This is a genomic window from Mycobacterium marseillense (assembly GCF_010731675.1).
Classification (GTDB): Bacteria; Actinomycetota; Actinomycetes; order Mycobacteriales; family Mycobacteriaceae; genus Mycobacterium; species Mycobacterium marseillense.
This window is the reverse complement of sequence record NZ_AP022584.1, coordinates 3,644,964-3,666,338: the sequence shown is the minus strand read 5'-3', so window position 1 is coordinate 3,666,338 and position 21,375 is coordinate 3,644,964. Positions and strand designations below refer to the sequence as shown.

At 68.4% G+C, this 21,375-nt stretch carries 24 protein-coding genes; 16 read left to right on the top strand and 8 right to left on the bottom strand.

Annotated elements, in window-relative coordinates; all coding sequences use genetic code 11:
* Positions 1 to 215 precede the first annotated feature (215 nt).
* From G6N26_RS16850 to G6N26_RS16840, 3 genes are read left to right on the top strand one after another with little or no spacing between them, the layout of a single operon-like run.
* On the top strand, positions 216 to 1,325 hold the full coding sequence (locus G6N26_RS16850) for a Re/Si-specific NAD(P)(+) transhydrogenase subunit alpha (RefSeq protein WP_067171833.1): 1,110 nt from the start codon (positions 216 to 218) through the stop codon (positions 1,323 to 1,325).
* Positions 1,326 to 1,655 (top strand): NAD(P) transhydrogenase subunit alpha part 2, encoded by a 330-nt coding sequence (locus G6N26_RS16845; protein ID WP_008262035.1) that lies wholly within the window; start codon positions 1,326 to 1,328, stop codon positions 1,653 to 1,655.
* Positions 1,652 to 3,076: an NAD(P)(+) transhydrogenase (Re/Si-specific) subunit beta gene (locus tag G6N26_RS16840; protein WP_067171834.1), complete on the top strand. Its 1,425-nt coding sequence runs from the start codon at positions 1,652 to 1,654 to the stop codon at positions 3,074 to 3,076. The genes G6N26_RS16845 and G6N26_RS16840 overlap by 4 nt, the downstream gene beginning before the upstream one ends.
* 87 nt (positions 3,077 to 3,163) lie before the next feature.
* Here the strand turns inward: G6N26_RS16840 and G6N26_RS16835 are convergent, their stop codons facing one another.
* Positions 3,164 to 3,289 (bottom strand): hypothetical protein, encoded by a 126-nt coding sequence (locus G6N26_RS16835; RefSeq protein WP_003874194.1) that lies wholly within the window; start codon positions 3,287 to 3,289, stop codon positions 3,164 to 3,166.
* Positions 3,290 to 3,446: 157 nt separating this feature from the next.
* Here G6N26_RS16835 and G6N26_RS16830 point away from each other — a divergent pair, with 157 nt between their 5' ends.
* Entirely contained in the window at positions 3,447 to 4,082 is a 636-nt protein-coding gene (locus G6N26_RS16830; RefSeq protein WP_014381479.1) for a TetR/AcrR family transcriptional regulator, read from the top strand.
* On the opposite strand, the gene G6N26_RS16825 is transcribed toward G6N26_RS16830, so the two are convergent.
* Positions 4,079 to 4,978 carry an alpha/beta hydrolase gene (locus tag G6N26_RS16825; RefSeq protein ID WP_083017834.1) on the bottom strand — a complete coding sequence of 300 codons (900 nt, stop codon included), beginning with the start codon at positions 4,976 to 4,978 and terminating at the stop codon, positions 4,079 to 4,081. The two genes, G6N26_RS16830 and G6N26_RS16825, sit on opposite strands and share 4 nt — an antisense overlap.
* A 110-nt stretch (positions 4,979 to 5,088) precedes the next feature.
* Between G6N26_RS16825 and G6N26_RS16820 the strand changes: the two genes are divergently transcribed.
* From G6N26_RS16820 to G6N26_RS16810, 3 genes are read left to right on the top strand one after another with little or no spacing between them, the layout of a single operon-like run.
* On the top strand, positions 5,089 to 6,189 hold the full coding sequence (locus tag G6N26_RS16820) for an NAD(P)H-dependent amine dehydrogenase family protein (RefSeq protein ID WP_067171837.1): 1,101 nt from the start codon (positions 5,089 to 5,091) through the stop codon (positions 6,187 to 6,189).
* 17 nt (positions 6,190 to 6,206) lie between these two features.
* Entirely contained in the window at positions 6,207 to 6,950 is a 744-nt protein-coding gene (locus G6N26_RS16815) for a glucose 1-dehydrogenase (RefSeq protein WP_067171839.1), read from the top strand.
* Positions 6,951 to 6,971: 21 nt separating this feature from the next.
* On the top strand, positions 6,972 to 8,312 hold the full coding sequence (locus G6N26_RS16810; RefSeq protein WP_083017832.1) for an FAD-binding oxidoreductase: 1,341 nt from the start codon (positions 6,972 to 6,974) through the stop codon (positions 8,310 to 8,312).
* An 85-nt stretch (positions 8,313 to 8,397) separates the two neighbouring features.
* On the opposite strand, the gene G6N26_RS16805 is transcribed toward G6N26_RS16810, so the two are convergent.
* The 4 genes from G6N26_RS16805 to G6N26_RS16790 all read right to left on the bottom strand — a co-directional run bounded on the left by G6N26_RS16805 (position 8,398) and on the right by G6N26_RS16790 (position 11,178).
* Entirely contained in the window at positions 8,398 to 8,943 is a 546-nt protein-coding gene (locus G6N26_RS16805) for a TetR/AcrR family transcriptional regulator (RefSeq protein WP_067169480.1), read from the bottom strand.
* 15 nt (positions 8,944 to 8,958) lie between these two features.
* A complete protein-coding gene (locus G6N26_RS16800; protein WP_083017830.1) occupies positions 8,959 to 9,792 on the bottom strand; it encodes a thioesterase family protein in 834 nt (277 codons plus the stop codon).
* An 18-nt stretch (positions 9,793 to 9,810) separates the two neighbouring features.
* Complete coding sequence (locus G6N26_RS16795) at positions 9,811 to 10,629, bottom strand: SMP-30/gluconolactonase/LRE family protein (protein ID WP_067169486.1); 819 nt, start codon at positions 10,627 to 10,629, stop codon at positions 9,811 to 9,813.
* A 72-nt stretch (positions 10,630 to 10,701) separates the two neighbouring features.
* On the bottom strand, positions 10,702 to 11,178 hold the full coding sequence (locus G6N26_RS16790) for an SRPBCC family protein (protein WP_083017828.1): 477 nt from the start codon (positions 11,176 to 11,178) through the stop codon (positions 10,702 to 10,704).
* Positions 11,179 to 11,299: 121 nt separating this feature from the next.
* Here G6N26_RS16790 and G6N26_RS16785 point away from each other — a divergent pair, with 121 nt between their 5' ends.
* Genes G6N26_RS16785 through G6N26_RS16775 form a run of 3 tightly spaced genes read left to right on the top strand, consistent with a single transcriptional unit; the run spans position 11,300 to position 14,313 of the window.
* On the top strand, positions 11,300 to 12,202 hold the full coding sequence (locus G6N26_RS16785) for an acyl-CoA thioesterase (protein WP_179960225.1): 903 nt from the start codon (positions 11,300 to 11,302) through the stop codon (positions 12,200 to 12,202).
* 5 nt (positions 12,203 to 12,207) lie between these two features.
* The gene (locus G6N26_RS16780; RefSeq protein WP_083017826.1) at positions 12,208 to 13,128 is read left to right on the top strand and encodes an LLM class F420-dependent oxidoreductase; all 921 of its coding nucleotides are present in this window, start codon (positions 12,208 to 12,210) and stop codon (positions 13,126 to 13,128) included.
* Entirely contained in the window at positions 13,129 to 14,313 is a 1,185-nt protein-coding gene (locus tag G6N26_RS16775) for an acyl-CoA dehydrogenase family protein (protein WP_083017824.1), read from the top strand.
* Here the strand turns inward: G6N26_RS16775 and G6N26_RS16770 are convergent.
* Together G6N26_RS16770 and G6N26_RS16765 are read right to left on the bottom strand one after the other, a co-directional pair.
* Positions 14,297 to 14,983, bottom strand: coding sequence for a DUF427 domain-containing protein (locus G6N26_RS16770; RefSeq protein WP_083017822.1), 687 nt, complete (start codon positions 14,981 to 14,983; stop codon positions 14,297 to 14,299). The genes G6N26_RS16775 and G6N26_RS16770 overlap by 17 nt on opposite strands.
* Before the next feature lie 35 nt (positions 14,984 to 15,018).
* Positions 15,019 to 15,486 (bottom strand): winged helix-turn-helix transcriptional regulator, encoded by a 468-nt coding sequence (locus G6N26_RS16765; protein WP_083017820.1) that lies wholly within the window; start codon positions 15,484 to 15,486, stop codon positions 15,019 to 15,021.
* A gap of 89 nt (positions 15,487 to 15,575) precedes the next feature.
* On the opposite strand from G6N26_RS16765, the gene G6N26_RS16760 reads away from it, so the two are divergent.
* From G6N26_RS16760 to G6N26_RS16735, 6 genes are all read left to right on the top strand, one after another.
* Positions 15,576 to 16,496, top strand: a complete 921-nt coding sequence (locus G6N26_RS16760) for an NAD(P)H-binding protein (RefSeq protein WP_083017819.1) — start codon at positions 15,576 to 15,578, stop codon at positions 16,494 to 16,496.
* 63 nt (positions 16,497 to 16,559) lie between these two features.
* A complete protein-coding gene (locus tag G6N26_RS16755; protein WP_067169504.1) occupies positions 16,560 to 17,729 on the top strand; it encodes a CaiB/BaiF CoA transferase family protein in 1,170 nt (389 codons plus the stop codon).
* Between the two features lie 159 nt (positions 17,730 to 17,888).
* Complete coding sequence (locus G6N26_RS16750; RefSeq protein WP_067169507.1) at positions 17,889 to 18,452, top strand: hypothetical protein; 564 nt, start codon at positions 17,889 to 17,891, stop codon at positions 18,450 to 18,452.
* Between the two features lie 4 nt (positions 18,453 to 18,456).
* Positions 18,457 to 19,161: an NIPSNAP family protein gene (locus G6N26_RS16745; protein ID WP_083017817.1), complete on the top strand. Its 705-nt coding sequence runs from the start codon at positions 18,457 to 18,459 to the stop codon at positions 19,159 to 19,161.
* Between the two features lie 17 nt (positions 19,162 to 19,178).
* Entirely contained in the window at positions 19,179 to 20,399 is a 1,221-nt protein-coding gene (locus G6N26_RS16740; protein ID WP_083017816.1) for a cytochrome P450, read from the top strand.
* A gap of 1 nt (position 20,400) precedes the next feature.
* Positions 20,401 to 21,369, top strand: coding sequence for a zinc-binding dehydrogenase (locus G6N26_RS16735; protein ID WP_067169516.1), 969 nt, complete (start codon positions 20,401 to 20,403; stop codon positions 21,367 to 21,369).
* The last annotated feature ends 6 nt before the right edge of the window (positions 21,370 to 21,375 follow it).

Here is a 21,375-nt window from a genome sequence, read left to right as displayed (position 1 = left end):
TCACAACGGTGTGGCCGCTACTGCATCGCCGTGGAGCGGCGAACCATGACCGGGAGTCGATCGCCCGCGGGCGGGGTATCCGGCCCCGGGTGGCCCAGAGCCGATCACCCATCCGTGGCGAAAGCTGGTTAAGGTAGCGAAGCGCGCGGCCGAGCCGGCGCCACGCCCATCGGCACGGACAGTACGTAAGAGTACGGAAAGTAGATGTACGCGCCATGACAGATGCGCAGACCAACGCGGTCAAGGTAGGAGTGGTCTCCGAGTCCGGGGCCGACGAGCGGCGGGTCGCGCTGGTGCCGAAGGCGGTCGCGTCGCTGGTGGGCAGCGGCGTGGCGGTCGTGGTCGAGTCCGGCGCGGGCGAACGGGCGCTGCTTCCCGACCAGCTCTACACGCAGGCCGGCGCCACCATCGGGGACGCGTGGGCCGCCGATGTCGTGGTCAAGGTCGCGCCGCCCACCGCCGACGAGGTCGGCAAGCTGCGCAGCGGGCAGACCCTGATCGGTTTCCTCGCGCCGCGCAACGCCGAGAACTCGATCGGCGCTTTGAAACAGGCGGGCGTGCAGGCGTTCGCGCTGGAGGCCATCCCGCGGATCTCGCGGGCGCAGGCAATGGACGCGTTGTCGTCGCAGGGCAACGTGGCCGGCTACAAGGCCGTGCTGCTGGCGGCCTCCGAGGCGACCCGATTCTTCCCGATGCTGACGACGGCGGCCGGAACGGTGAAGCCGGCGACGGTGCTGGTGCTCGGGGTCGGGGTGGCCGGGCTGCAGGCGCTGGCGACGGCCAAGCGCCTCGGCGCGCGCACCACCGGCTACGACGTGCGCCCCGAAGTCGCCGACCAGGTACGCTCGGTGGGCGCGCAATGGCTCGACATCGGTATCGACGCGGCCGGCGAGGGCGGATACGCCCGCGAGCTGACCGACGAGGAGCGCGCGCAGCAGCAACAGGCGCTGGAGAAGGCCATCAGCGGCTTCGACGTCGTGATCACCACGGCGCTGGTCCCCGGTCGGCCGGCGCCGCGCCTGGTGACCGCCGCGGCCGTGGAGGCGATGAAGCCCGGCAGTGTGGTGGTGGACCTGGCCGGTGAGACCGGCGGCAACTGCGAGCTCACCGAACCCGGCAAGACCGTCGTCAAGCACGACGTCACCATCGCCTCGCCGCTGAACCTGCCGGCGACGATGCCCGAGCACGCCTCCGAGCTCTACAGCAAGAACATCACCGCGCTGCTCGACCTGCTGCTCACCGACGGCAAGCTGGCGCCGGACTTCGACGACGAGGTCATCGCGGGGTCGTGCGTGACCCGCGACCAAGGACAGAAGGATTCCTAGATGTACGACGAACTGTTGGCCAACGTGGCGATCCTGGTGCTGTCCGGGTTCGTCGGGTTCGCGGTCATCTCCAAGGTGCCCAACACGCTGCACACACCGCTGATGTCGGGCACCAACGCCATCCACGGCATCGTGGTGCTGGGCGCGCTGGTGGTGTTCGGCTCGGTCGAGCACCCCTCGCTGGCGGTGCAGATCATCCTGTTCGTCGCCGTCGTGTTCGGCACCCTGAACGTCATCGGCGGGTTCATCGTCACCGACCGGATGCTGGGCATGTTCAAGGGCAAGAAGAAACCGGTGCCCGCCGCGAGTGAGGAGCCGGCCGCCAAATGAACTACTTGGTCATCGGCCTGTACATCATTTCGTTCGCCCTCTTCATCTACGGCCTGATGGGCCTGACCGGGCCCAAGACAGCGGTGCGGGGCAACCTGATCGCCGCGGTGGGTATGGCGCTCGCGGTGGCGGCGACCCTGATCAAGATCCGCCACACCGACCAATGGGTGCTGATCATCGCCGGCCTGGTGGTGGGTGTGGTGCTCGGTGTCCCGCCGGCGCGCTACACCAAGATGACGGCGATGCCGCAACTGGTGGCGTTCTTCAACGGTGTCGGCGGTGGCACGGTCGCGCTGATCGCGCTGTCGGAATTCATTGAGACCAGCGGGTTTTCGGCCTTCCAGCACGGTGAGTCACCGACCGTGCACATCGTGGTGGCGTCGTTGTTCGCCGCCGTCATCGGCTCGATCTCGTTCTGGGGATCGATCATCGCGTTCGGCAAGCTGCAGGAGATCATCTCGGGCTCGCCGATCGGCTTCGGCAGGGCCCAGCAACCCGTCAACCTGCTGTTGCTCGCCGCGGCGGTGGCCGCTGCGGTGGTCATCGGGCTGCACGCCCATCCCGGCACCGGTGGTGCGTCACTGTGGTGGATGATCGGGCTGCTCGCCGCGGCCGGTGTGCTGGGCCTGATGGTGGTGCTGCCCATCGGCGGCGCCGACATGCCGGTGGTCATTTCGCTGCTCAACGCGATGACCGGGCTGTCGGCCGCGGCCGCCGGTCTGGCGCTGAACAACACCGCGATGATCGTCGCGGGCATGATCGTCGGCGCGTCCGGCTCGATCCTGACCAACCTGATGGCCAAGGCCATGAACCGCTCGATCCCCGCGATCGTCGCCGGCGGCTTCGGCGGCGGCGGGGTGGCCCCCAGCGGCGACGGCGGGGGAGACAAGACGGTCAAGGCCACCTCGGCCGCGGACGCCGCGATCCAGATGGCCTACGCCAACCAGGTGATCGTGGTGCCGGGCTACGGCCTGGCCGTGGCGCAGGCGCAGCACGCGGTGAAGGACATGGCGGCCCTGCTGGAAGACAAGGGCGTGGAGGTCAAGTACGCCATCCACCCGGTGGCCGGCCGAATGCCCGGGCACATGAACGTGTTGCTGGCCGAGGCCGAGGTCGACTACGACGCGATGAAGGACATGGACGACATCAACGACGAGTTCGCGCGCACCGACGTCGCGATCGTCATCGGCGCCAACGACGTCACCAACCCGGCGGCGCGCAACGACGCGTCCAGCCCGATCTACGGCATGCCGATCCTCAACGTCGACAAGGCCAAGTCGGTGATCGTGCTGAAGCGGTCGATGAACTCCGGGTTCGCCGGCATCGACAACCCGCTGTTCTACGGCGAGGGCACCAGCATGCTGTTCGGGGATGCGAAGAAGTCGGTGACCGAGGTCGCCGAGGAACTCAAGGCGCTGTAGGACTTCCGCCGAAGGCTTTCCGCCGAGCAGACGCAAAAGTCCCCGACACGCCGATGTTCTAGGTGCTTTTGTGTCTGCTCGTGGCGCTTAGACGGGTGGGTAGGCCGGCGGCGGGTATCCGTTGCCGTCCGTGACGCCGCGCAAACCCCAGGTGAGGTACCGCATGAAGAACTCGATCTCGTCGCTTCCGTCGTAATCCGGGCTCGGATCCATCGGTCCCACCTCTCGAATCTCGTTCGTTCAGGAGTCTAGTCGCATGCCCGTCGACGTGACACCCGGCGTTGTTGCTTAAACTGTCCAACCAGTTGATTGATAGTTATTCTTGGCCGAACCGGGCCTGGCCTGCCCGTACCGACGATAGTGAGAACAGATGCCCACCGACAGCATCACACCCAATGGGCAAACGCGGCGCGAAGAGCTGCTCGCCGTCGCCACCAAACTGTTCGCCGCGCGCGGTTACCACGGCACCCGGATGGACGATGTGGCTGACGTGATCGGCCTGAACAAGGCGACCGTCTATCACTATTACGCCAGCAAGTCGCTGATCCTGTTCGACATCTACCGGCAGGCCGCCGAGGGCACGCTGGCCGCCGTGCACGACGACCCGTCCTGGACGGCGCGTGAGGCGCTCTACCAGTACACCGTGCGGTTGCTCACCGGCATCGCCAGCGATCCCGAGCGGGCGGCGGTGTACTTCCAGGAACAGCCCTACATCACCGAGTGGTTCACCAGCGAACAGGTCGCCGAGGTCCGCGAGAAGGAAGCGCAGGTCTACCACCACGTGCACGGCCTGATCGACCGCGGGATCGCCAGCGGCGAGTTCTACCAGTGCGACTCGCACGTGCTGGCGCTCGGCTACATCGGGATGACGCTGGGCAGCTATCGCTGGCTGCGGCCCAGCGGACGCCGCTCCGCCAAGGAGATCGCGGCCGAGTTCAGCACCGCGCTGCTGCGCGGGCTGATCCGTGACGAGGCGATCCGCACGACGTCGCCGCTCGGACCCTAGGGGCGCGCACCGGTGAGGTGCGTGTCGAGGAACGCGAGCTGATCGGCGACCACCCGCTCGAACGCGTCGTCGACGTAGATCGCGAAATGGCCCTCGGGATACAGCTTGACCTCGCCGCGGGGCGCCTTGGCCGCGTGGCGCAGCGTCGCCGCCGCCGGAGCCACCGAGTCGGCCTCGCACACGCAGAACAGGATCGGGCAGGAGATCTTCGGCGTCAGGCGTCCCGGGCGATAGGTGAAGACCTGCAACGCGATTCGCGCGGCGACCTCGTTGCGTAGGTCAACGCCGTCGGGCACCAGCCGCAGATAGCCCGCATACGCGTCGGGCGTGTTCATCAACGCGACCTCGCCGGGCGGACCCGCCGTTGCGACCATCACCGGCGGCCTGCCGCGCTTGCTCGCGAGCACGTCGCGCACCGCCCGCGCGGTGATGCGCGCGGTGATCGACGGGTTGGTGATGGTGCGCGCCGACGCGAGGCCGTCGGTGAAGGGGCACTGGGCGACGGCCGCGGCGATGCCCGGCAGCCGCGCGGCCGTGGCGATCACGTGGCCGCCACCAAAGGAGGTGCCCCACAACGCGATTCGGTCGGGGTCGATCGCCGGGAGGGTGCGGGCGTGGTCGACGGCCGCGGCCCAGTCGGCGAGCTGCATGCCGACGTCGAGGACCTGACGGGGCAACCCGGCGCTGTCGCCGAAATTGCGGTAGTCGAACACCAGGCAGGCATAGCCGGCCGCGCTGAAGCGTTCGGCGTAGGCGTCCAGGCGCATGGTCCGCACCGCGCCCAGGCCGTGCGCCATCACCAGCAGCGGCGCGGGCCCGTCGCCGGCCGGCCGGTAGAGCCAGGCGCTGATCAGGTCGTCACCGGACGGGAACCGGATGTCTTCGCGTGCTGTCATCAACGGTTGATTGTGCCCCCGCGGGTCGCGAGCGGTCCGCCGGTATGCGCGCCCAAATTAATGGACTAGTGTCTAGAAACGTTTTGAGCGCTCAACGGACGGAGACTGTCATGGCGATCCGCGTCGCGCACGTCGGTACCGGAAACGTCGGTGGCCTGGCCCTGGCCGAACTGATCACCAATCCGGCGTTCGAACTGACCGGGGTGTGCGTCTCCACCCCGGAGAAGGTGGGTAGGGACGCGGGGGAGCTGTGTGGCGTCGGGCTGGACGGCCCCGTGGTCACCGGGGTCGCGGCCGTCGACGACCTGGACGCCATCATCGCCGCCAAGCCCGAGTGCGTCGTCTACTGCGCGATGGGCGACACCCGGCTGCCCGAGGCGATGGCCGACGTCATGCGCATCCTGGCCGCCGGCATCAACGTCGTCGGGTCCTCGCCGGGTCTGCTGCAGTTCCCGTGGGGCGTGATGCCCGACAAGTACATCGCCCGCGTGGAAGAGGCTGCCAAACAAGGTAATTCGAGCATCTTCATCAGCGGCGTCGACCCCGGGTTCGCCAACGACCTGATCCCGTTCGCGCTCGCCGGGACGTGCCAGCGCATCGAGCAGGTGCGCTGCATGGAGATTCACGACTATGCGTCCTACAACGGGACCGAGGTCATGGACTACATGGGATTCGCCAAGCCCATGGACGAGGTCCCGATGCTGCTGCAGCCCGGCATCCTCAGCATCGCCTGGGGCACCGCCATCCGTCAGCTGGCGGCCGGCCTGGGCATCGAGGTCGACGAGATCACCGAGTCCTACCAGCGCGAGCCCGCACCCGAGGACTTCGACATCGCGATCGGCCACGTCGCCAAGGGGACCGTGGCCGTGCTGCAGTTCGAGATCCGCGGCATGGTCAAGGGCCGCCCCGCCATCGTCATCGAGCACGTCACCCGGCTGCGGCCCGACCTGCGCCCCGACCTGCCCCAGCCCGCCGCGGGCGACGGCTCCTACCGCGTCGAGATCACGGGCGAGCCCTCCTATGCCGTCGACATCATTCCCAGCAGCCGCAAGGGCGACCACAACCACGCCGCGATCGCGGGCGCCGCGGGTCGCGTCGTCAACGCCATCCCGGCGGTGATCGCGGCGCCGCCGGGCATCCGGACCACGCTCGATCTGCCGCTGGTCACCGGAAAAGGCCTTTACGCACCAAGCACTTTGGTGACCACTTAAATCGAAAGGAGACCCAGGTGGGTCGAGTAGACGGCAAAGTTGCGCTCATCAGTGGCGGTGCGCGCGGGATGGGCGCCGAGCACGCGCGGCTGCTGGCGGCCGAAGGCGCCAAGGTGGTGATCGGCGACATCCTCGACGACGAGGGCAAAGCGGTGGCTGCCGAGATCGGTGACGCGGTGCGCTACGTGCACCTCGACGTCACCCAGCCCGACCAGTGGGACGCCGCCGTGCAGACCGCCATCGGCGAATTCGGCAAGCTCAACGTGTTGGTCAACAACGCCGGGACCGTCGCGCTCGGCCCACTGAAGAGCTTCGATCTGGCCAAGTGGCAGAAGGTGATTGACGTCAACCTGACGGGGACGTTCCTGGGCATGCGGGTGGCCGTCGAGCCGATGATCGCCGCCGGGGGCGGCTCGATCATCAACGTGTCGTCCATCGAGGGTCTGCGCGGCGCGCCGATGGTGCACCCCTACGTCGCCTCCAAGTGGGCGGTGCGCGGCCTGGCCAAGTCCGCGGCGTTGGAGCTGGCGAAGCACAACATCCGCGTCAACTCCGTGCACCCCGGGTTCATCCGCACCCCGATGACCAAGCACCTGCCCGAGGACATGGTGACCATCCCGCTGGGCCGCCCGGCCGAGTCCCGGGAGGTGTCGACGTTCATCCTGTTCCTGGCCAGCGACGAGTCGTCGTATGCCACCGGCAGCGAATTCGTCATGGACGGCGGCCTGGTCACCGACGTGCCGCACAAGGACCTGTTCTAGGGCGGTGCTATAACCGCGAACATGCTGCGCACCCTGGCGAGCCTGGTCGGATCGAACCACGTCGTCACCGACCCCGACGTGTTGGCGGCGCGCAGCGTCGACCACACCGGCCGCTACCGCGGGCGAGCGAGCGCCCTGGTGCGGCCCGGCTCGGCCGAGCAGGTCGCCGAGGTGCTGCGGGTGTGCCGCGACGCCGGCGCGCATGTGACGGTGCAGGGCGGCCGGACCTCGCTGGTGGCCGGCACCGTCCCCGAACACGACGACGTGTTGTTGTCCACCGAACGGCTGCACGGCATCGGGGACGTCGACACCGTCGAGAGCCGCATCGAGGTCGGCGCCGGCGCCACCCTGGCCGCGGTGCAACAAGCCGCGGCGGCGGCCGGCCTGGTGTTCGGCGTGGATCTGTCCGCCCGCGACACGGCGACCGTCGGCGGCATGGCGTCGACCAACGCCGGCGGACTGCGCACCGTCCGCTACGGCAACATGGGCGAGCAGGTGATCGGCGTGCACGTCGCGCTGCCCGACGGCTCCCTGCTGCGCCGGCACAGTCGGGTGCGCCGCGACAACACCGGCTACGACCTGCCGGCGCTATTCGTGGGCGCCGAGGGCACGCTGGGCGTCATCACCGGGCTGGACCTGCGGCTGCACGCCATCCCCCCGCACCGGGTGACCGCCATCTGCGGATTCGCCGACCTCGACGCGCTGGTGGCCGCCGGCCGCATCTTCCGCGACGTGGACGGCATCGCGGCCCTGGAGTTGATCGACGGCCGGGCCGCCGCGCTGACCCGCGAGCATCGCGGTGTGGGTTCGCCGGTCACCGGGGACTGGCTGCTGCTGGTTGAGTTGGCCGCCGACCATGACCAGACCGAGCGCCTCGCCGACCTGCTCGAAAACGTGCCCATGTGCGGCGAACCGGCGGTGGGCGTGGATCTCGCGGCGCAGCAACGGTTGTGGCAGTTGCGCGAATCACTCGCCGAGGTGCTGGGCGTGTACGGGCCGCCGCTGAAATTCGACGTGTCGCTGCCGCTGTCGGCGATCAGCGAATTCGAAAGCCACGCCGTCGATTTGGTCGCTACCCACGCTCCCGGGGCGCTGCCGGTGCTGTTCGGGCATGTCGGCGAGGGCAACCTGCACCTGAACGTATTGCGTTGCCCCGATGAGCAAGAGCGGCACCTCTACGAGCCGATGATGGACCTCATCGCGCGATCCGGGGGCAATGTCAGCTCCGAGCACGGCGTCGGCAGCCGCAAGCGGCCCTACCTCGGCATGTCCCGCGAGCCCGCCGACATCGCCGCGATGCGCACGCTCAAGGCCGCGCTGGACCCGACCGGTTATCTCAACGCCGCGGTGCTGTTCGACTGACGCGCGTTCGCCCCGAGAGTGCAAGTACCGACACCGCTACTCGGGAAATGTGTCGCCAGTTGCACGCTCGCGGGGGTGGTTGATCTCAGCTGCCCTTGATCCCGACCGCGTGGCGCAGCTGCGCCAGGAACTGCTCGGCGTCGTCGCTGCGCACGATGTAGTGCGAGATCGCGATCCGGATCACCGTCGCCGCCTTCACCGCGGAGTTCGGTCCGGGCAGGTGCCGTCGCAGGCCCTCGCGCATCTGCGGGATGACCCAGGAGAACTGGGCGATGGTGTGCTCGGGTTCGACGTCGACCATGCGCACACCCGAGTATGAATGCTGGTAATCGACGATGAACCGCAGCACGGCGTCGAGCTTGTCGACGCCCTTGAGGCCCGCGGTGGCCTTCACGAGGCCGCTTTCGAAGATCTGTCGCTCGTAGGCCGAAAACGCCGACAGCAACTCCTCTTTGGACGCGAACCAGCGGTACAGCGTCGGGCGGGACACGCCCGCCTGGGTGGCCACGTCGGACAGGCTGAGCTTGGTTTTGCCATTGCGGCCGAGCACCTCGGCGGTGGCCGCCAGGATGCGCTGACGGGTCGAGGTGTCTGTGTCGGCGATCGTCGTCGCCCGGACCGGCTGGCTCATGTTTTCGCCTCCACGTTAGGCCCGAGGGGGGCGCCGGCGCACCAGCACCGACTGCTGGATGGCGCCGACCGCGCCCTGCTCATCGAACAATGTGCCGATCGTCGTCCCGATTCCGTCCGGCCCGTAACTGGTTTCCGCCCTGATGCCGATCCAATCACCGTCGGGAACACGAAACACGTGCACGGCCAGATCGGTGTTGAGGAACGTCCATTTGGTGATGTCGAGCTTGCTGCCGATGCCGTTGGCGCAGTCGGCGACCGCGAACAGCCGTTCCAGCGGGGTCATGGACTCGCCGTTGACCAGGTCGACCGTCGGGTTGATCCACGATTCGCCGGGGCCCTCGCTCAGCGGCTCGGTCAGCCACAGCCACTGAAGGCTGTGCACGTAATTGCGGTCCCAGTCCTTGGCCTTGAGGTTGCGGTCGTAGGCCTCGGCCCTCGGCCGGGGCAGGGGGGCCGCCGCGTGCGCCAGCTCGTGGGTGTCCTGGTGCTGCAACCGCCAGCCGCTGGCGCGCGCCACCGGCCGGGGTGCGCCGTCGGGGCCCGGCGCCAGCATCTCGGCGCTGACGAGTTCGATCTGCTTGCCCGGGCGCTGCACCTGCGAGCGGACCCACAGGTCGCCGTCGGCCGGCACCCCGCCCAGCAGGTCGATGACGACCCGGGACAGGCGGGTGTCGTCGCGCTGTTCGCAGCGTTCCAGCGCCCGCACCAGCAGCCCCGACACCGGACCGCCGTGCTGGATCGCCGCCGACCAGGTGCCGCGCGCCAGGTCGGTCGCCCGGAACTTCTCGCCCGGCGCATCGGCGTCGTCGCCGGCCGGGTCGATCAGTTCGTAGTAGGCGTCGGTCATCGTCAACCTTTTCGGGGGTTAGGGGAGGCCGGCGCCGGGGGTGGTCACCGTGACGGCGTCCAGCCGCGACAGCCGGGTGCCGACCAGGCGCTGGGGGTAGGCCTCCGTGCTCGATAAGAGAAACAGGGTGCGGCGTTGCGGGCCACCGAGGGCGCAGGCGATGGCGACGCGGTCGCCCATGTCGATGCGGTCGGTCACGTCGCCGCCGGCCACGATCCGCTCGAACTGATGGGCCAGCGTCATCGACGCCCACACCCCGCCCTCGGCGTCGAGCGCGATGCCGTCGGGCGGCCCGTCCAGGCCGTCGGCGAAGATCCGCCGGTCGGTCAGGCCCCCGTCATCACCGATGGAGAACGCGCTCAGCCGCCGCCCCGTCGACTCGGCGACGATCAGGGTCTTGCGGTCCGGGGTGATCGCCATCCCGTTGGGGAAGTCGAGATCCTCGGCGACGACGGTCGCGCTGTCGTCGGGATCGAGGCGGATGACGACGCCGCCGTGCAGCGCCTGGCAGCCGATGTAGGCGCGGCCCGCGTCGTCGACGACCATGTCGCCGAGGTTGGCCGGCGCCACGTCGGCGAGATCGGCGATGGTGACGACGGTTTCGCCGTCATAGCGCAGTACCCGCCGGTCCTCGGTCGAGGCGATCAGCAGCGAGCCGTCGGGACGGAAGCCCAGGCCCGACGGTGAGTGCCCGGGCAGCGGCAGCGTAGTCAGCGAGCCCCCCATGGTCGAGGTGTGGACCGCTTCGCCTAGCATGTCGGAGAACCACAGCAGGCCCTCGAACCAGCGCGGTCCCTCGCCGAAGCAGAACCCGTTGGCCAGCGGCTCGGGGATCATCCGCTCATGCCTTCGGCCAACCTTCCGCTTTACAAAACACCGAAAAAGTGTCACGCACCGCGGGTGCCGGTGTCAATCTGCCGATCGGGCGAGTTCGCGCGCGACGGCCTCGTGGTAGGCGTCGATCTTCGCCGGGTTGGCCTGGACGAAGAGCTGATCGGGCAAGGGGGCGTGCTTGTACGCCTCGATCGTCATGGTCCGGGAGAACAGCGTGACGTCCTGGCCCGGCCGGGTGAAGTGGTAGGAGACGGTGATCCGCCCCTCCATACCGCCGTTCCCGTCGCGGTCATGGCCCAGGCGCCCGATCGAGGTGAACACGAACAGGGTGGGCCGCACGGCGGCGGCCAGCTGCCAGCGGAAGATCCGGTCGCCGTCGGGCCCGGCTTCCTCCCAGGTGTCACCGACCTTCAGGGGTAGCTCGGGCAGCCCGCCGATGTGGGCGCTGCCGGGGTAGGTCTTGGTCCAGTTCTGCGGGTTGGTGACGAAGTCGTAGACGGTCTCGGCGGACTGCGTGAACGCGGTCTCCGAAGTGGTGGTCACGATGCCCAATGGTGTTGCCTCCCTGCGCTTTCCGTTGGCCGATTCAGCCGCCAGGCCGCCGTCTTGTTAGCCAAGCTTTACAAATCCTACTCAAAGTGTCACGCTGAGCCCTGAGCTGCTAGCGCGAGAGGTGGAGCGGATTTTGACGAAAGCTTCCGAGGAATCTCAGCAGACCGAGTGGACGGTGCAAGGCCTGCTGGATCTGTTTGACGTGCAGGCCGACGGCCAGGACCGGTTCACCGGCGACACCGGCATCGCTGTCGGCGACGAACGCCAGGTGGTGGAGGGCACCCAGGTGCTGGCCCAGGCGATCGTCGCGGTGGCCAAACGATTCCCGGACAAGTCGGTGCGCTCGGCGCACGCGGTGTTCTCTCGCGCCGTGACCGTCGGTCCGCCGATCGAGCTGATCCTCGACGTCGTGGCCGAGGGCCGATCCACCGCCACCGCCGTCGTCGCCGTGCACCAGAACAGCCGGCGCTGCCTGAGCATCACGGTGCTGGCCGACGTCCCGACCGGCGATGTCATCCGTCACCACCTGCCGCGCCCCGACGTGGCCGCGCCGGCCGACGCCAACCCCTCACCGATGCCGATGGTCGGCCGCGAGCTGCGCCTGGTGGACGTCGTCGACGTCAACAGCCCCGACGAGGTCGGCCCGCCGGAGCTCTACGCGTGGCTGCACTACGACCCGATCCCGCAGCGCGACGATCTGGCCAAGGCGCTGCTGGCGTACTTCACCGGCCACCTGGGGATCTCCACCACCATGCGCGCGCACGAAGGCATCGGCACCGCCCAGGCGCACCTGACCGTGTCCACCGCGCCGATGAGCATCTCGGTCGCCTTCCACGAGCCGGTGCACTGGAGTGGGTGGCTGCTCTACACCCACGAGAGCACTCAGGTGGGTGCGGGAATGTCGTACGTGCGCGGCGCCGTGCACGCCGAAGAGGGGGAGCTGCTGGCGTCGTTCTCCCAGGAGGCGCTGATCCGCCCGCTGCGGACCAGCGACTCCGCGATCGACTCCCGCGCGCGCTTCTGACGGCCATGCACTTCACGATCACCCACCCGATGCACAGCCATCCCTACAACCGGGAATTGGTGAGTGGGGACGGCATCGGCAAGGTGGCCGCGGCCACCGAAGCCGCCGGGATCCACGGTTTCGGCTTCACCGATCACCCGGCACCGTCACAGCGGTGGCTGGAAGCCGGCGGGCATGACGCGTTAGATCCTTTCGTCGCACTGGGTTTCGCCGCGGCCACCACGTCCACCCTGCGGCTGATCCCCAACATCGTGGTGCTGCCGTACCGAAACCCGTTCGTGGTGGCCAAGTCCGGCGCCACGCTGGACCTGTTGTCCGGCGGCCGCTTCACGCTCGCGGTCGGCGTGGGCTACCTCAAGCGCGAATTCGCCGCGCTGGGCGTCAGCTACGACGAACGCGCCGAGTTGTTCGAGGAAGCCCTCCAGGTGATCCGGGCCGTCTGGACCCAAGACGACATCTCCTTCGAGGGGAAGCATTTCAGCGCGCGCGGCATCACCGCGCATCCGCGGCCCGTCAGCAGCCCGCACCCCCCGATCTGGATCGGCGGCAACACCGCCGCGTCGCGTCAGCGGGTGGCCCAGTACGGCGACGGCTGGTGCCCGTTTCCCGCCCCGCCCCAGTTGGCGCAGACCGCGGGCACGGCCACCATCGACTCGGTGGCCAAGCTCACCGCGGGCATCGAGGACCTGCGGCGCAGATGCGATGCGGCGGGCCGGGATTGGTCGGCGATCGACATCACCTTCACCAACTTCGAGGGCGGCAGCCCCGCCGATGACGCGTTCAACCCCGACGCTTACCTGGAGGGCCTGGACAGCTTGGCGAAGCTGGGGGTGACCTGGGTCAGTGTCCATCTGCCCGGCGACAGCATGACGCACGCGCTGGAGACCCTCGACCGTTTCCGTACCCTCGTGATCGACGCGGCCTGAATGGACTTCTCCCGCGTAGCGCTCTCGCCCGAGGACCAGGACTTCCACGATCAGTTCCGGGAATTCCTCACCGAGCATGTCACCGACGAGGTCCGGCGACGCGATCGGGAGACCGGCGAAAACTTCAGTGAGCCGGTGCATTTGGCATTAGGCGAAGCCGGCTATCTGGAGTCGGACTGGAGACTGGAGTCCGAAGGCGGCTTCAATCCGGTGCGCCGCCGGATCTTTCACCTCGAGATCGGTCGTGCCCACGCCCCGTGGTTCCACTGGGGCACCACGGCGGTCGTCGCGCGGTTGGTGCGCCAATTCGGTGCGCCGGAACTGAGCAGCCAGGTGTTGCCCGGGGTGCTGTCTGGTGAGATCCGGCTCTGCCTGGGCTACACCGAGCCCGAGGGCGGCTCCGACGTCGCCACCTGCAAGACCCGCGCGGTGCGCGACGGCGATGCGTGGATCATTAACGGCTCCAAGATGTTCACCTCGAACGCGCAGAACGCCAAGTACGTCTTCCTGCTCACCAACACCGACCCGCAGGGCCCGAAGCACAAGAACCTGACCATGTTTCTGGTGCCGCTGGATTCGGAGGGCATCGAGGTCCAGGCCATCCGCACCGTCGACGGGGACCGCACCAACATCGTGTACTACAGCGACGTGCGGGTCGACGACCTCTACCGGATCGGTGAGGTCAACGGCGGCTGGACGGTGATGCGGTTCGCCCTCGATGCCGAACATGGCATCACCGAGGTCCAAGACCATGGCCTGCAGAACATTTCGATGCTCTCAGAGCACGGCCACCTGATGGCCGAGGCGGCCGACGGGGTCGCCGCGATCCTGTCCAGGCCCGACGCCAGCGGGCGGCGCCCGATCGACGACGAGGCGACGAAATACCGCCTCGGGCGCGCCATGGCCCGGATCGAGGCGGCCATGTCGACTCCCGGGATGTACGGGCGGGTGGGGCTCATCCAGACCATGCGTGAGGTGTCCCAGGAGTTGATGGACCTGCTGGGGGCGGCTTCGGCATTGCCCACCGACACCACGGGATCCGCGGACTTCGCCGACAATGGTGCCATCGAGTTCATCTTCCGGCACGGCGTGCCCGCCGGGATCTACGGCGGCACCATGGAAGTGTTCCGCAATATGATCGCCCAGCACGAGTTGGGGCTCGGGCGCCCTAGCTACGGCCGCTGACCGGCAGCGCGGCCAGCATGTCGACGCGCGTGTCGTCGAAACTCAGAAAACCCTTGATCGGCAGGCTTTCCGGCGGCGGGTCCGGATAACACCAGGCGACGTCCTCGGCGACCCGGTCGCCCGAGACGAACGACCAATACGTCGCAAAGCCCTTGTAATTGCAGTAACTCGACGTCTCGGATCGGCGCAGCAGATCGGTGCGCACGTGTGCCGGGTCGACGTACAACCGCGGCTCGAGCGCGGTCTCGAACAGAATCGTCGTGTCGTCGGTGTCGACCAACGTGGTGCCGTCGACGCGGACGCGCAGGCGCCGTTGCGTCGGGCGGCAGTCGACGCGGTGATAGGGATTGGGCGGATAGTGCACGAGTTTGCGCCCCTCCTCGAACCACGTGTCGACCGCGTCCCACGGGACGTGAACGAAACCCGGTGCCTCCGGCTCGGGCTCGCTCGGCAGCTCGCCGACGTCGTCGGGCGTGAACACGTAGCCCAGTGGGCGGCCCCGCCGGTGCACCATCAGCGCCCGCTCGGTATCGATCACCAGCCGCCCGTCCTTGACCGCCTGCACGCGCCGGGGATGCGGCTCGACGTAGACGACACCGTAGGGGATCGCGGGCACGAAGCGCCCCGCCGGCTCGCTGCTGAGGGGACCGCGCCCTGCCACCAGACTCATGCGTCGTCCTTCCGGTTGCTCGCCGCTCTAGCCAATCATGTGCGCTGTATCTGAATGTCGGCCGACCGCTTTCCCGGTGCGTCGATGTCGGTGGTGACGCACACCCCAACTGCCCGGCCGGTGGCCGCGTCGACGAACGACAGAGGCGCAGGCCCATCCTGCAGATAGGTGTCTCCCCACTGCACCAACGACATGAACACCGGCAGGAAGTCCTCCCCGGCCTCGGTCAGTCGGTACTCGTCGCGGACGCGCTTACCTGCCTCCCGGTAGGGAACGCGGGCGACGATGCCCGCGGCTTCGAGCTGCTTGAGCGCCCGCGACACCGCCGGGGCCGACGTCGCAATGCGTTCTACAAAGTCCTCGAATCGCCTTGTGCCGAAGAACAACTCGCGGACCACTTGGAATGCGGTCTTGGTGCTGAGTAGCTCGAGGACTTTCGACATCGAACAGCTTTCGCCAATGGCCCATCGCTCCCGGTCTTGCAGCCGGTTCTCGAACTCCATCACAACCCCTATGACTAACGCTTGCGTTATCCAGCATGGTGTGCTCTTATCTTACTAACGGAATCGTTACTCAGCAAGGAGGGCGGACAATGCCATCAGACCAGCTGTTTCTCATCACCGGCGCAACCGGCAACACCGGCGCGCCCACCGTCGAGATGCTGCTCGACGCCGGCCACCGAGTGCGCGCGTTCGTGCACCGCAGCGACCGACGCTCCGACGCGCTGGCTGCCATCGGGGCCGAGGTCGTCACAGGTGACCTGCTCGACTTCCATGCCGTCAGCTCGGCGATGTCCGGCGTCAGCGCCGCCTACTTTTGCTACCCGATCGCCCCGGGCAGCCTGCTGCCGGCCACTGCCATCTTCGCCCAGGCAGCCAGCGAAGCGGGCGTGCGCGCGGTGGTCAACATGTCGCAGATATCCGCGCGACGTGAGGCGAAAAGCAATGCTGCACAGCAGCACTGGATCGCCGAGCGGCTGCTGGACCGCTTCGCGTTCGGCACCACACACCTGCGCCCTACGTTCTTCGCCGAGTGGCTCAAATGGCAATGGCTGCGTAACGGCGACGAAGGGGTGCTGCGACTGCCGTTCGGCAACGGGCGCCACGCGCCCATCGCCGGGCGCGATCAGGCCGGCGTCATCGCCGCGATCCTGCAGAATCCGGCTCCCCACAATCGCCAGATCTATCCGCTGGTGGGTGCCGAAGAACTCGACCACTTTCACATCGCGGAACAAATCTCGGACACGCTGGGCATTCCGGTCCGCTACGAGCCGGTCGGCGTCCCGACGTTTGCCGCGGCGCTGAAAGCGCAAGGCAGGTCCGACTTCTTCGTGCAGCACATCAGCAGCGTCGCCCGGGACTACCAGGACGGCATCTTCGCGGGCGAGAACAACCTCACCGAGGTCATCACAGGCCACAAACCCATGACCGTGCCCGAGTACGTCGATGCCAACCGCGCCGCCTTCGACCATGACGGCGGATTCGCGGTGCGCGATCAGCCCGTGGCGAGCTGACCCCTACCGCGCAATCGGGGGGATGCGTGCGCCTCCGCCCGCCGACAGGGTAGGAACTTACCCATGGCGGGACCGGTGGAAGGCGTCAAAGTCGTCGAGCTCGGGGTGTGGGTGGCCGGGCCGGCCGCCGGCGGCATCCTGGCGGACTGGGGCGCCGACGTGATCAAGATCGAACCGCCCACCGGCGATCCGGCGCGCCTGTTCGGCCGGATGCTGGGCTGCGATATGGGCCTCAACCCGCCGTTCGAAATGGACAACCGGTCCAAGCGCAGCGTCGTGCTGGACCTCGGCACCGACGCGGGCCGCGCCACCGCCTTCGAATTGCTCGCCGGCGCAGACGTTTTCCTGACCAACGTGCGACCGGGTGCGCTGCAACGCCTCGGGCTGGACTTCGAGTCGGTGTCGGCGACCAACCCCCGCCTGGTCTACGGCCTCATCACCGGATACGGCGAAAACGGACCGGACGCCGATCGCGCCGCCTTCGACGTGGCCGCGTTCTGGTCGCGGGCCGGGGTGGCCCACCTGCTCACCCGGCCCGGCGAGACGCCTCCGTTTCAGCGCGGCGGCATGGGCGACCACTCCGCCGGGATGACGATGGCCGCGGCGGTGTGCGCGGCGCTGCTGGCGCGCGAACGCACCGGGGCGGGCCAGCTGGTGACCACCTCGCTGTACCGGCAGGGCGCCTACACCGTGAGCTTCGACCTGAACACCTATCTGATGAGCGGCCAGCCGATCGCGATCGGGCAGCGCGAATCGATGGGCAACCCGTGCATGAACAACTACGCCGCCCAAGACGGGCGCCGGTTCTGGATCGTCGGCCTGGAGCCCGAGCGGCACTGGCCGGCGCTGTGCCGCGCGGTGGGACGGCCCGAATGGCGCGACGACCCGCGGTTCGCCGATGCCCGATCCCGTGCGGCCAACTCGGCGGCGCTGATTGCCGCCCTGGACGAGATCTTCGCGACGCGCCCGCTCGACGAATGGGCGCAGGTCTTCGCCGGCGAACCGGATTTCTTCTGGTCACCGGTCAACACCCTCGAGGACGTCGTGGCCGACGAGCAGTTCCACGCCGCGGGTGGCATCGTCGACGTGCCCGACGGGGAGGCGGCCGTGCCGATGGTGGCCACGCCCGCGGATTTTCACGGCACCCCCTGGGCACCGCGTTCTGCGGCACCAGAACTCGGGCAGCACACCGAGGAAGTCCTGGCCGACCTCGAGGCGCGCCGCGGTTCGTAACGGCCCGCGAGGACCTTTACAAATTTCGCCGGAAGTGTCACGCTGTCCGGTGAGTCGCTTCACCCGACGCGTGCAGCGGCTCCAGCCCTTGAGAAAGCCCATGACAAGTGCTTGAGGCCCGCCAACGGAGTCGTTGGGGCCGTGGTGAGGAATGGATCGATGGTCGCTCCAACGTTCGACATCAGCAAGACCGACGCCGCCCGAGCAACCCAGGCCACCAGTGATGGCCTGCGCTATCGACTGGACGTCGTCGCCGCCAGCGCCGTCGACGTCGTGCAATCGGCCGGGGGGTGGCTCTACGACCGGGCGATGGCCGGCTGGGAGGTGACGGTCCTGCTGCCTCAGGGCCGCGACACCCGATCGCTGCGGATCCTGGGGGTGCGGGTTGCCGACCTCGAGTCGTCCCTGGCCGCGCTGGGGGCGGGCTCGACCAGCCTGGCCGTCAGCGCGGACGCCTTCACCGCCGACGCCCGGGTGCGTGACGCCGTGCTCGAGTCGCTGGACAACCGGCTGACGGAAGTCGCGTTGTGGGGCGACGGGTGGCCCCTGGGAGTGCATCGCGCCACGACCCGCGCCCAGCACCTGCTCAGCGGTGCGGCGCGCATGTTCAAGGGCTATGCGCTTGCGGCAGCGGGCATTTCGGACGCCACGGTCGCCCCCATCGAAACGCTGCTGTGCGACGTGGGGTCGGGGGCCGACTCCGAGCTGATCCGGCTCGACTAGGCCCATGAAGAAGTACTACAAACACGCGCTGCTCTACCTGCACGAGACGATCTCGCTGGGATCCGGACGCAGCGACCGGTTCACCGAGATCTTCGCCGACACCTACCAGCCGATGATGGAGCAACTGGGCGCCCGGTTGTTCGCGATCTGGGAGTCCACCGCGTACAACGGGCACTGGCCGCAGGTGACGGTCATCTGGGAGATCGACGGGTTCGCCGACTACGCCAGGATCGGCGCGGCCCAGGCCCGCGGCGGCAGTCATGAGGCCGCGGCCGGAAAATGGTCGGCGTTTCTGGCCGACCTCGGCGCCTCGGGCGAGGGCCGCATCATGTACGCCGGACCCAGCAACAGGACGCTCGCCCAGCTGCGTGAGGCGAATTTCACTGCGCCGCTGGTGATTCAGGAGATCATGCAGACCAAGCCGGGCCGCCAGGACGACTACATCCGGGAGCTCGAGCGGCTCTACGTGCCGTGGTCGGAACGCACCGGAAAACGCTGGCTCGGTTCGTTCACCACGACCTTCCGCTTCAACGAGGTCATCCACTACTGGGCGCTGGACGGGGGCTGGGACTGCTTCGCCGAGCACTACCCCTCGTGGAAGGAGAGCCCGCCCGCCGAGATCGTCACCTGGATGAGCGTGGCCCCCGCGTTGCGTGACGGGTGGGAAGATTCCATCCTGCAGGCCCTCCCGCCCTCACCGCTGCAGTGACCGAGCGCCAAGGACCCATGGACCACACCGACTTCAGCTACGATCCCTTCGACGCTGCGGTGATGGCAAACCCGTTGCCGTACTACCGAATCCTGCGCGACCACCACCCGGTGTATTACATGCCGCAGTGGGACACCTTCGCGCTGTCGCGCTTCGAGGACATCTGGAAGGTCCTGGAGGTCAACAACGGCACGTTCGTCGCCTCGGAGGGCACCCTGCCCGCGGCATCGGTGCTGGCCCAACACAACTCGGGTCCGGTCGACGACCCACCGCTGCACCCCCTGCCGTTCCACGCCATGTTCGACGCCGACCTGTACGGCGAGATCCGGCGCACGCACTCCCGGCCGTTTCGGCCGCGGTCGGTCACCGACCTCGAGGGCAGGATCCGGGAGCTGGCCAACGAACGGCTCGACCTGCTGCTGCCGCGCGGTGCGTTCGACCTGACCCAGGATTACGGCGGCGTCGTGGTGGCCGCGGTTGTCTGCGAATTGCTGGGCATCCCCACCGATCTCGCGCCGCAGGTCCTCGCCGCGGTCAACGTCGGCAGCCTCGCTCAGCCCGGTGTCGGCGTGGACACCGGGCAGGCGCGCCCCAACTATTTCGAGTTCCTGCTGCCCGCGGTCGCCCGCCGTCGCGCCGACCGGTCCGGGCCGCCGCTGGACGTGGTCGACGGCCTGCTCGGCTATCACCTGCCCGACGGCAGCGCCCTCGACGACATGGAAGTCGCCACCCAGATGCTGTGCATCTTCATTGGCGGCACGGAGACGGTGCCCAAGATCGTCGCCCACGGGCTGTGGGAGCTCAGCCAACGGCCCGGCCAGCTGGCCACCGTTCGCGCCGATCCCGCAAGCAACGTGCCCGTCGCGCGTGAGGAGATGATCCGGTACTGCGCGCCGGCGCAGTGGTTCGCGCGAACGGCGCGCAGGCCCTTCGAGATTCACGGCCAGACCATCAGCCCCGGCCAGCGCGTCATCACCCTGCTCGCGTCGGCCAGCCGCGACGAGCGGGAGTACCCCGAACCCGACGAATTCCTCTGGGACCGGCCCATCCGCCGCTCACTGGCGTTCGGCCGCGGCCAGCACTTCTGCATCGGCTACCACCTGGCGAGGCTGGAAATCGATGTGCTGCTACAGGAATGGCTGCGCCGGGTGCCCGACTACGCTATTCAGTCCGAAGCCGCCACCCGGTTGCCGTCGAGCTTCCAATGGGGTTGGAACAACATCCCGGTGGAGGTGTGACGTGTGGTCCTACCGGCTCATCGCCCCGTACCAGTTCGAGCGGACGACGATCGCGGACCCCACGCCCGAGTCCCTGACCGACGGACAGGTGCTGCTGCGTTTTTTGGCCGCCGGCGTCTGCGGCAGCGACCTGCCCGCCTTCCGCGGTGCCAAGGGCCGGATCCCGGGCGACGACGGCCGCAGCGGACCCGAGAAAGACGGCTTCCCCATCCACGAGGTCGCCGGTGAGGTGATCGCCAGCCGGCACCGCGCGCACCGTCCCGGGGACGTCGTCGTCGGCTGGGCCTCCGGGTTCGACGGCATGATGGAACGCATCGTGAGCAACGGCGATGGGCTGGCGCCCTACGACCCGGCGCTGACGCCGGCGCAGGCCATCGGCCTGCAACCGCTGGCCTGTGTGCTCTACGCCTGCGAGCAGCTCGGCGATTTGGCCGGCCGGCACGTCGCGATCATCGGCCAGGGATCGATCGGCCTGCTGTTCTCCTACGTGGCCAAGGCGGCCGGTGCGCGGCGCGTCACCGGGGTCGACCCGATCGATCGCCGCGATGTGGCAAGGGCATTCGGCGTCGACGAGGCGGTGCGCGCCACCAGCGATCGCTGGGCGAGTCAGCTCGAACCCGGGGACCGCGCCGACGTCGTCATCGAGGCGGTCGGACACCAGGTCGCCACCCTGACGCACGCCATCGACGCCACCGCACCCGGCGGCACCGTCTTCTATTTCGGTGTCGCCGACGACGAGATGTATCCGATCAGCATGCGGGCCATGCTGCGCAATAACCTGACGCTGAAATCCGGTGTGACCCTTGACCGGCGGCGCATGCTGGAGCTCGCGAGCAAGTTCACCGCCGAGCATCCCTGGCTACTCGGCGCCTACCTCACCCACACGTTCGGTGTCGAGGCGGTGCAGGATGCGTTCGAGCTGGCCTGCCGACCGGTGGCCGAGCGCATCAAGATCGCGATCGCCGGGTGAGGGGCC

Excerpts from the sequence above, each read along its gene's own strand:
- G6N26_RS16740 (WP_083017816.1), top strand. The coding sequence starts at position 19,179 with ATGGACCACACCGACTTCAGCTACGATCCCTTCGACGCTGCGGTGATG.
- G6N26_RS16850 (WP_067171833.1), top strand. The coding sequence starts at position 216 with ATGACAGATGCGCAGACCAACGCGGTCAAGGTAGGAGTGGTCTCCGAG.
- G6N26_RS16800 (WP_083017830.1), bottom strand. The coding sequence starts at position 9,792 with ATGACCGACGCCTACTACGAACTGATCGACCCGGCCGGCGACGACGCC.
- G6N26_RS16795 (WP_067169486.1), bottom strand. The coding sequence starts at position 10,629 with ATGATCCCCGAGCCGCTGGCCAACGGGTTCTGCTTCGGCGAGGGACCG.
- G6N26_RS16840 (WP_067171834.1), top strand. The coding sequence starts at position 1,652 with ATGAACTACTTGGTCATCGGCCTGTACATCATTTCGTTCGCCCTCTTC.
- G6N26_RS16780 (WP_083017826.1), top strand. The coding sequence starts at position 12,208 with ATGCACTTCACGATCACCCACCCGATGCACAGCCATCCCTACAACCGG.
- G6N26_RS16755 (WP_067169504.1), top strand. The coding sequence starts at position 16,560 with ATGGCGGGACCGGTGGAAGGCGTCAAAGTCGTCGAGCTCGGGGTGTGG.
- G6N26_RS16805 (WP_067169480.1), bottom strand. The coding sequence starts at position 8,943 with ATGAGCCAGCCGGTCCGGGCGACGACGATCGCCGACACAGACACCTCG.
- G6N26_RS16765 (WP_083017820.1), bottom strand. The coding sequence starts at position 15,486 with ATGGAGTTCGAGAACCGGCTGCAAGACCGGGAGCGATGGGCCATTGGC.
- G6N26_RS16745 (WP_083017817.1), top strand. The coding sequence starts at position 18,457 with ATGAAGAAGTACTACAAACACGCGCTGCTCTACCTGCACGAGACGATC.
- G6N26_RS16845 (WP_008262035.1), top strand. The coding sequence starts at position 1,326 with ATGTACGACGAACTGTTGGCCAACGTGGCGATCCTGGTGCTGTCCGGG.
- G6N26_RS16775 (WP_083017824.1), top strand. The coding sequence starts at position 13,129 with ATGGACTTCTCCCGCGTAGCGCTCTCGCCCGAGGACCAGGACTTCCAC.
- G6N26_RS16830 (WP_014381479.1), top strand. The coding sequence starts at position 3,447 with ATGCCCACCGACAGCATCACACCCAATGGGCAAACGCGGCGCGAAGAG.
- G6N26_RS16770 (WP_083017822.1), bottom strand. The coding sequence starts at position 14,983 with ATGAGTCTGGTGGCAGGGCGCGGTCCCCTCAGCAGCGAGCCGGCGGGG.
- G6N26_RS16750 (WP_067169507.1), top strand. The coding sequence starts at position 17,889 with ATGGTCGCTCCAACGTTCGACATCAGCAAGACCGACGCCGCCCGAGCA.
- G6N26_RS16825 (WP_083017834.1), bottom strand. The coding sequence starts at position 4,978 with ATGACAGCACGCGAAGACATCCGGTTCCCGTCCGGTGACGACCTGATC.
- G6N26_RS16810 (WP_083017832.1), top strand. The coding sequence starts at position 6,972 with ATGCTGCGCACCCTGGCGAGCCTGGTCGGATCGAACCACGTCGTCACC.
- G6N26_RS16760 (WP_083017819.1), top strand. The coding sequence starts at position 15,576 with ATGCCATCAGACCAGCTGTTTCTCATCACCGGCGCAACCGGCAACACC.
- G6N26_RS16820 (WP_067171837.1), top strand. The coding sequence starts at position 5,089 with ATGGCGATCCGCGTCGCGCACGTCGGTACCGGAAACGTCGGTGGCCTG.
- G6N26_RS16835 (WP_003874194.1), bottom strand. The coding sequence starts at position 3,289 with ATGGATCCGAGCCCGGATTACGACGGAAGCGACGAGATCGAGTTCTTC.